This is a genomic window from Sandarakinorhabdus oryzae (assembly GCF_009733735.1).
Classification (GTDB): domain Bacteria; phylum Pseudomonadota; class Alphaproteobacteria; order Sphingomonadales; family Sphingomonadaceae; genus Sandarakinorhabdus; species Sandarakinorhabdus oryzae.
In genome coordinates, this window is the sequence record NZ_WNJP01000422.1 from 1 (window position 1) to 532 (window position 532).

General features: G+C 73.3%; 1 protein-coding gene. It reads left to right on the forward strand.

Annotation, left to right across the window (positions count from 1 at the left end; genetic code table 11):
* A partial coding sequence (locus GJ693_RS16655; RefSeq protein ID WP_156257301.1) for a glycosyltransferase occupies nucleotides 1–532 on the forward strand: 532 nt, incomplete at both ends.

A 532-nucleotide genomic window follows, 5' to 3' on the forward strand; every position in this document is an offset into this window, starting at 1 on the left:
CACACCGCGCCTCGCCGCCGAGCTGGCCGCGCATGGCCTGGCCAACACCCGCCTGTGGTCGCGCGGCGCCGACGTCGGCCAGTTCCGCCCCGATGCGCCGCCGCACCCGGTCTATGCCGAACTGAAGCGCCCCGTCGCCCTCCACGTCGGCCGTGTCGCGGTGGAAAAGAATATCGAGGCCTTCCTGTCCGCGCCCTGGCCGGGGGACAAGTTGGTGGTCGGCGACGGCCCTGCGCTCGATGCGCTGCAACGCAAATATCCCGCCGCGCATTTCCTCGGCGCCCTGCACGGTCCGGCGCTGGCCTCGGCCTATGCCGGCGCCGACGTGCTGGCCTTTCCCAGCCGCACCGATACGTTCGGGCTGGTGATGATCGAGGCGCTGGCCAGCGGCACGCCGGTCGCCGCCTATCCGGTCGCCGGGCCGCTGGACGTGATCGGTGCCGATGGCTTCGGCGCTGATGGCCGCGCCTCCGGCCGGGTCGGCGCGGTCGCCCATGACCTGGCCGAAGCGATGGCCCAGGCGCTCACCGCC